The sequence below is a fragment of the Streptomyces sp. NPDC051567 genome (assembly GCF_044454165.1).
Classification (GTDB): Bacteria; Actinomycetota; Actinomycetes; order Streptomycetales; family Streptomycetaceae; genus Streptomyces.
Genome location: NZ_JBITDK010000011.1, coordinates 211250 through 219176 on the forward strand (window position 1 = coordinate 211250; position 7927 = coordinate 219176).

Annotated in this window: 4 protein-coding genes; all 4 read left to right on the plus strand. The window is 76.0% G+C overall.

Annotated elements, in window-relative coordinates:
• The first annotated feature begins 103 nt into the window (after positions 1 to 103).
• Positions 104 to 3232, plus strand: coding sequence for a DEAD/DEAH box helicase (locus ACIA5F_RS15605; RefSeq protein ID WP_399353055.1), 3129 nt, complete (start codon positions 104 to 106; stop codon positions 3230 to 3232).
• Positions 3229 to 4572 carry an SWF or SNF family helicase gene (locus ACIA5F_RS15610; RefSeq protein ID WP_399353057.1) on the plus strand — a complete coding sequence of 448 codons (1344 nt, stop codon included), beginning with the start codon at positions 3229 to 3231 and terminating at the stop codon, positions 4570 to 4572. Before ACIA5F_RS15605 ends, ACIA5F_RS15610 begins: the two co-directional genes overlap by 4 nt.
• Before the next feature lie 199 nt (positions 4573 to 4771).
• Positions 4772 to 6058, plus strand: a complete 1287-nt coding sequence (locus ACIA5F_RS15615; protein ID WP_399353059.1) for a GAF domain-containing protein — start codon at positions 4772 to 4774, stop codon at positions 6056 to 6058.
• Positions 6059 to 6113: 55 nt separating this feature from the next.
• Positions 6114 to 7637, plus strand: a complete 1524-nt coding sequence (locus ACIA5F_RS15620; RefSeq protein ID WP_399353061.1) for an aldehyde dehydrogenase family protein — start codon at positions 6114 to 6116, stop codon at positions 7635 to 7637.
• Positions 7638 to 7927 lie beyond the last annotated feature (290 nt).

The following is a 7927-nucleotide window of genomic DNA, read 5'->3' on the forward strand; positions in this document are numbered from 1 at the left end:
CATCCCAGAAAGTGACCCGCGTCACACTTGAACAGCGGTCTTCGGACAACCCCGGTGGGATAATCTCGGCCACCTCGTCCAAGTAGTCAAGGTTGAGGAACGCGTGCTCCCCGAGATCTCCGGTCTCATCGACTGCTCCGCCGTCTTTCTTCCCGCCGACCCCGCCCGCGACGGCCGGATCGCCTTCTGGCAACCGGACGGCAGCCCTCCCACCACCACGGGACCCGGCCCCGGCCCCGGCGCCGGCCCCGGACGCGGCACCCCGACGGAAACCGCCGCCACCGGCGCCGTCGAGGAACTCTCCGTCCTCGCCCCCGACCTGCGCCGGGTCACCGTGACCGCGCTCGTGCTCTCCGTCCGCGAGGCCCTGCCGTTGCTCACCCGGGCCCGCGCGGCCACCGCGACGGCCGCCGCACCCGGCGCCCCCGTGCCCCCGGCGGCCTTCTGGGGGGCCGCCGCGCTGCTGGCCCTGCGGTGCGTGGCCCGGGGGCTGTTGCTGCCCGGTCTGAGCCCCGGCGGCCATGACGCCTGGCGGCTCGGCCCGCTGGAGGCCGCCGACCTGGAGGCGGTGCGGGAGCTGGCGGCGGCCATGCCGCCCGGGGCCCGCCGCGTCCCCCTCACCCCGGCCGGTCCGCCCCGGCTGCCCGTACCGGAGCCGCTGCTGCGCGCCTTCCTCGACGCCGTCGCCGATACGCTGCCGCGCTCCCCCGCCGCGCCCGCCGCCACCGGTGGCGGCGCCTTCGCCGGTCGCGCGGCCCGGCTCCGGCCCGAGCTGCGCGAGTGGTCCGCCGAGGTCGCCGCCGGGCACGACGCGGGCGTACGGATCTCCCTGCGGGTCGAGTGCGACGTCGTGCCCGACCAGGGGGCCCGGGACGGGCAGGGGACCGGGGACGGGCAGGAGGTCGGGCACGGGCGCGGGCCGGGGGGCACACCGGCCTTCCGTGCCGTCCTCCAGCTGCACAGCCTGGCCGACGCCGCCCTCGTCGCGGATGCCGCCGATGTCTGGGCCGGTTCCGGAGCCGCCTCCTCCGCCTTCCCGCCGGGGGCCCGGCTGGACGCCCTGCGCGCCCTGCGCCGGGCCGCCCGGATCTGGCCCCCGCTCACCCCGCTGCTGGGCGCGGCCGTCCCGGACGCCGTCGCTCTCGCCGACGAGGACGTCACGGAACTGCTCGGGCGGGCCGCCCGCGCCCTGGCCTCCGACGGGGTCCAGGTGCACTGGCCGCGCGGCCTCACCCCGGCCCTCACCGCCCGCGCCGTCATCGGCGGGAGCAGTGGGAGCAGTGGGAGCAGTGGGAGCAGTGGGAGCAGTGGGAGCAACAAGAACAGTGGGACCGACGGGAGTAGCGGGAACGGCGGCCCGGTGTCCGGTTCCGGGCTGCTCTCCCCCGGCTCCCTCCTCTCCTTCGACTGGCGCTTCGCCCTCGGCGACCAGGGCGACCTCACCGCCGCCGAGCTCGACCGGCTCGCCGAGGCCCACCGCCCCCTGGTCCGGCTGCGCGACCGGTGGGTCCTGATCGACCCGGCCGAGGCCCGCCGGGCCCGCGCCCGGCAGGGCCGTGAGATCCCGGCCGCCGACGCCCTGGCGGCCGTGCTCACCGGGTCGGCCGAGATCGACGGCGCGCGGGTCGACGTCACGGCCACCGGTGGGCTGGAGCGGCTGCGCACCCTGCTCACGGCCGACCCGGAGACACCCGGACAGCCCGGCCGCACGGACCACCCGGACGGCACGGACGGCCCCGGCGGTCCGGACGGCCCGTGGCGGGCCGGTGTCCTGGAGGTGCCGCCCGCGCTGCGGGCCACGCTGCGCGACTACCAGGTGCGCGGTCTGCGCTGGCTGGCCCGGATGACCTCGCTCGGTCTCGGCGCCTGCCTCGCCGACGACATGGGCCTCGGCAAGACCGTCACCCTCATCGCGCTCCACCTGCACCGGGTGCGCGAGAACCCCGGCGCCGGGCCGACCCTGGTGGTGTGCCCGGCCTCGCTGCTGGGCAACTGGCAGCGGGAGATCGAGCGGTTCGCGCCCGGCACCCCCGTGCGCCGCTTCCACGGCCCCGGCCGCGATCTCACGGGGCTCACCGGCGGCTTCGTCCTGACCACCTACGGCACGATGCGCCTGGACGCCCCCGCGCTCGCCGCGTTCACCGGCGCCTCCGGGGGCTGGGGGATGGTCGTCGCCGACGAGGCCCAGCACGTCAAGAACGCGCGCTCCGCCACCGCCAAGGCCCTGCGCACGATCCCGGCGGCGGCCCGGGTGGCCCTCACCGGCACCCCCGTGGAGAACGACCTCTCCGAGCTGTGGGCCCTCCTGGACTGGACCACGCCCGGCCTCCTCGGCCGCCACGGCACCTTCCGCGCCCGCTACGCCGAACCGGTCGAGAGCGGCCGTGACCCGCTGGCGGCGGCCCGGCTGGCGGCGCTCGTACGGCCCTTCCTGCTGCGCCGCACCAAGTCCGACCCGGGCATCGTGCCCGAGCTCCCGCCCAAGACCGAGACCGACCATGCCGTCGCCCTCAGCCGCGAGCAGGCCGGGCTGTACGAGGCCGTCGTCCGCGAGACCCTCGCCGCCGTCACGGAGGCGGACGGGATGGCGCGGCGCGGTCTGGTGATCAAGCTGCTGACCTCCCTCAAGCAGATCTGCAACCATCCGGCCCAGTTCCTGGGCGCGCACGGGGTCAAGGGGGTCGCCGGCGTGCGTTCGGGCAAGCTGGAGCTGCTGGACGAGCTGCTCGGCACGATCCTCGCCGAAGGCGGTTCGGTGCTCGTCTTCACCCAGTACGTGGCCATGGCCCGCATCCTGGAGAAGCACCTCGCCGCCCGGGGGATCGCCTCGCGGCTCCTGCACGGCGGCACCCCGGTGCCGCGCCGTCAGGAGCTGGTGGACCGGTTCCAGGCGGGCGAGGTCCCCGTGCTCCTCCTCTCCCTGCGGGCGGCGGGCACCGGTCTCAACCTCACCCGGGCCGGCCATGTCGTCCACTACGACCGCTGGTGGAACCCGGCCGTCGAGGAGCAGGCCACCGACCGTGCCTACCGGATCGGCCAGACCCGGCCCGTCCAGGTCCACCGTCTGATCACCGAGGGCACGGTCGAGGAGCGGATCGCGCGGCTGCTGGCACGCAAACGGGCCCTGGCGGACGCCGTCCTCTCCGGCGGCGAGGGCGCGTTGAGCGAACTCACCGATGCCGAACTGGCCGCACTCGTCGCGTTCCGGCCCGCCCCGGGGAGCGGCGCGTGAACGCCCACGAGCCGTACGGGGAAGAGGAACACGGGCCGTACGAGGAGCACGAGGAGCACGGGGGGAACGAACGGCACGAGGGGCACGAGCCGTACGAGCGGACCTTCCCGGCGCTCCCGCCCGCCCCCGGCCGCGGCTTCGCCGGTACCTGGTGGGGTCACGCCTGGCTGCGCGCCCTGGAGGAGAGCGCGCTCGACGGCGAACAGGTCCGGCAGGGCCGCCGGTACGCGCGGTCGGGCGCGGTCGGCGCGGTCTCGGTGCGGCCCGGCGGGCTCACCGCGGTGGTGCGCGACCGGGACGGCACGGCGCACCGGACGGACGTGCTGGTGCAGGAGTTCACGGACGCGCAGTGGGACCGGCTGCTGGGGCTGGCGGCGGCCGAGTCCGGGTACATCGCGGCGCTCCTGGACCGGGAGGTGCCGCCGGAGCTGGCCGAGGACGCCTCGGCCGCCGGGGTGGAACTGCTGCCCGGCGTCGGGGAACTCGACCCGCGCTGCGACTGCGGCGAGTGGGACCACTGCCCGCACTCCGCGGCGCTCTGCTACCAGGTGGCCCGGCTGCTGGACCACGACCCCTTCGTCCTCCTGCTGCTGCGCGGACGCGCGCGGCGGCGGCTGGTGGAGGAGCTGGAGGAGCACAGCGCGGCGCGGGCGCGGGAACCGCGGGAACCGCGGGAACCGCGGGAACCGGACGACGTGGGCGTCCCGGCGGAGGCGGTGTACGCGGCCCAGGGCGCCCTGCCCGCGCTGCCCGGACCGCCCCGGCTGCCGGAGGCGGTGGGGCAGCCGCCGACGCTGGACACCGAGGGCGGGGCCGAGGCCGGACTCGACGTGGACGCGGTGGAGTTCCTGGCACAGGCCGCGGCGGCCGAGGCGTACGGGCTGCTGGCGCGGGCGCTGGCTCCGGGCCATGCCGACCACGCCCTGCCGGCCCCGCTCACGGCCGCCGAGGACGCCGTCCGGCTCGCGGCGCGCGCCTGCCACCTGCGGGTACGGTCCCGGCTGGCGGCGGCCACCGGCCGGGACCGGGCCGGGCTGGCCCTGGCGGTGCGGGCCTGGGAGTACGGCGAGGCCCCGGGCCTCGCGGCACTGGACGACGACTGGACGCCGGACCGGGCGACGCTGACCCGGGCGCGGGCGGCGCTCGCGGCGGCCTGGGCGGACGAGGAGGCTCCGGTGTTCCGCCGGGTCCGCGCCCGCTGGACGGAGCCGGACACCGGCCGTCAGCTGCGGCTGGGCCGGGAGGGGCGCTGGTGGCCGTACCGCCGGGAGGACGGCCGGTGGCTCCCGGCGGGCCCCTCGGCCGCGGACCCGGCGACGGCGCTGCCGGAGCCGCCGTAGTCGCCGGAGCTGTCGGAGCTGTCGGCCCCGCCACCGTGCGGGGCCGCCGGGTCGGGGGCGGCCCGGCGGCGTTCCAGGGGGCGGGGCCGCCCGGCTGACGGGGTTTCGGCGCGGACTGGCCGACGTACCGCTTGCGGGGGGCCCGGAGCAGGACGACCATGGGGGCGCTCCGCGTACCACCGCACCACGGGAGGGTGACATGGCCGGTCCTTCGGTGACACTGCCGGGCGGGACCGATCCCCTCGAACGCATACGCGAACTGCGGCGGGCCCATGCCGCGTTCACCCGGGACGGGCGGGTCGAGGCGCCGGTCCGGGCCGTGATCGCGAAGTCCTGGCGGCGGTGTGCCCGGGCCCGGGTCAGCCCGGAGTGCGCGCCCCGCGTGGAACTGGCGGAGGCGGAACTGCGGTCCTACCGCGAGCAGCACCCGCTGGCCCGGGTCCTCCCGGTCTTCCGTGACCTGGTCGGGGCGTTCGCCGCGCACGGGGCGCACCTGCTGGCGGTCTGCGACGCCCGGGGCAGCCTGCTCTGGGTGGAGGGCGAACCGGCCACCCTGCGGCGGGCGGAGCGGCTCGGCTTCGTCCCGGGCGCGCGCTGGGCGGAGACGGCGATGGGGACCAACGCGCCCGGCACGGCGGTCGCGGTCGGCGCGCCCGTCCAGGTCTTCGGGGCCGAGCACTTCAGCCGCCGGATGCACCCGTGGACCTGCGCGGCGGCCCCGGTGCGGGACCCCCGGACGGGCCGGCTGCTGGGCGCGGTCGACATCACGGGCGGCGACGGCCTCGCCCATCCGCGCTCCCTGGCCTTCGTCCAGGCGGTGGCCAGGGCGGCCGAGGCCGAGCTGGCGTTACGGGACCCCGGTCCCACGGTGGCCGGGGAGAGCCTGCGCGCCCTCGGTCAGGACGAGGCGCTGCTGCTCGGCGGCGGCCCGGGCATCCGTCTCGGGCGGCGGCACAGCGAGATCATGGCCCTGCTCGCGCACCGTCCCGAAGGGCTGTCGGGCGAGGAGCTGGCGGTCGCCCTGTACGAGGACGAGTCGGTGTCACCGGTCACCCTGCGCGCCGAACTGTCCCGGCTCCGCGGCCTGCTGGGTCCCCGGGCCCCGCTCTCGCGCCCGTACCGTACGGCCGTTCCGCTGGACGCCGATTTCACCGCCGTGACCCGGCACCTGGCGGCGGGAGCCATCTCGGCCGCGCTCGGCCGGTACGCCGGGCCGCTGCTGCCCTCCTCCACCGCGCCCGGCATCGTCCGGCTGCGGCGCCGGATCGAGGACCAGGCGCGGGCCGCCGTGATCGCCCGCGCGGACCCCGGGATGCTGGCCGACTGGGTGTGCAGCCCGTGGGGCGCGGACGACCCGCAGGTGTGGCGGGCGCTGGCGGCGGCGCTGCCGCCGGATTCCCGTCCGGCCGCGCTGGCCCGCGTACGCGCCCTCGACCGTGAACTCGGCGGGGGGCGTGCAACGTCTTCGCAACCTGTCCGCTCCTAGCCTTCCCCCCGAGCGCTGCCCGACGGAGGGCGGCGCCCGGCAAGGGGAGAACACCATGGCCCGTTACGCTGCGCCCGGAACCGAGGGGGCGCTCATGTCGTACGCGTCCCGCTACGGACACTTCATCGGCGGCGAGTACGTCGAACCCGCCCGTGGCCGGTACTTCGCCAACCCCTCCCCCGTCACCGGCGAGACCTTCACCGAGGTCGCGCGCGGGACGGCCGAGGACGTGGAGCGGGCCCTGGACGCGGCCCACGCCGCGGCGCCCGCCTGGGGCCGTACCTCGGTGACCGAGCGGTCGACGATCCTGTTGCGCGTCGCGGACCGGATGGAACAGCACCTGGAGGCCCTCGCGGTCGCGGAGACCTGGGAGAACGGCAAGCCGGTCCGGGAGACCCTGGCGGCCGACATGCCCCTGGCCGTCGACCAGTTCCGCTACTTCGCGGGCGCCCTGCGCGCCCAGGAGGGGGCGCTGAGCCAGCTGGACGACGACACCGTGGCCTACCACTTCCACGAGCCGCTGGGTGTGGTCGGGCAGATCATCCCGTGGAACTTCCCGATCCTGATGGCGGCGTGGAAGCTGGCCCCGGCGCTGGCGGCCGGGAACACGGTGGTGCTCAAGCCCGCGGAGCAGACCCCGGTGTCGATCCACTACTGGCTGAGCCTGGTGGCGGACCTGCTGCCGCCGGGGGTCGTGAACATCGTCAACGGTTTCGGCGAGGAGGCCGGCAAGCCGCTCGCCTCCAGCCCGCGCGTGGCGAAGATCGCCTTCACCGGGGAGACCAGCACCGGCCGGCTGATCATGCAGTACGCGGCGGAGCACCTCAAGCCGGTCTCCCTGGAGCTGGGCGGCAAGAGCCCGAACCTGTTCTTCGACGACATCTGGACGGCCGACGACGACCTGCGCGACAAGGCCCTGGAGGGGTTCACCATGTTCGCCCTCAACCAGGGCGAGGTGTGTACGAGCCCGTCGCGCGCCCTGATCGAGCGCGGCCGGTACGGCGACTTCCTCGACGCGGCCGTCGCCCGCACCGAACTGATCGTGCCGGGCCACCCGTTGGACACGGCCACGATGATCGGCGCGCAGGCGTCCGAGGAGCAGCTGAAGAAGGTCCTGTCGTACGTGGAGATCGGCCGTCAGGAGGGCGCGAAGGTCCTGACCGGCGGCAACCGGCAGGAACTGGAGGGCGAGCTGGCGGGCGGGTTCTACGTGGAGCCGACCATCTTCGAGGGCGACAACCGCATGCGGATCTTCCAGGAGGAGATCTTCGGGCCGGTCGTCTCCGTGACCTCCTTCCAGGACTTCGACGACGCCGTGCGGATCGCCAACGACACGGCGTACGGCCTGGGGGCGGGCGTCTGGACCCGTGACATCAACACGGCCTACCGCGCGGGCCGCGCCATCCAGGCCGGGCGCGTCTGGACGAACTGCTACCACGCCTACCCGGCACACGCCGCCTTCGGCGGCTACAAGCAGTCCGGCATCGGCCGCGAGACCCACAAGATGATGCTGGAGCACTACCAGCAGACGAAGAACTTGCTGGTCTCGTACTCGCCGAAGAAGCTGGGCTTCTTCTAGGAGTCCAGAAGAAGGCGCCTGACCAGGGGGGTTCCCTGTCAGGCGCCCTCAGTGGCGCACTTCTGCGCGGCGGGTCGAAATTCAGTGTCGCTCCCGGTTCTCCCACCCGCGCCGCCCTTGAGGTTCAGCAGGTCCCCTCCGGTGGCCGGGAGGCGGCACTGGGCTTTGCGGGGATGGGTGACTTCGGCTTCATCGTCGGCTTTGGGGGCGGGGGGCGGGGGGGGGGGGCGGGGGGGGGGGGGGGGGGGGGGGGGGGGGGGGGGGGGGGCGGGGGGGGGCGGGGGGGCGGG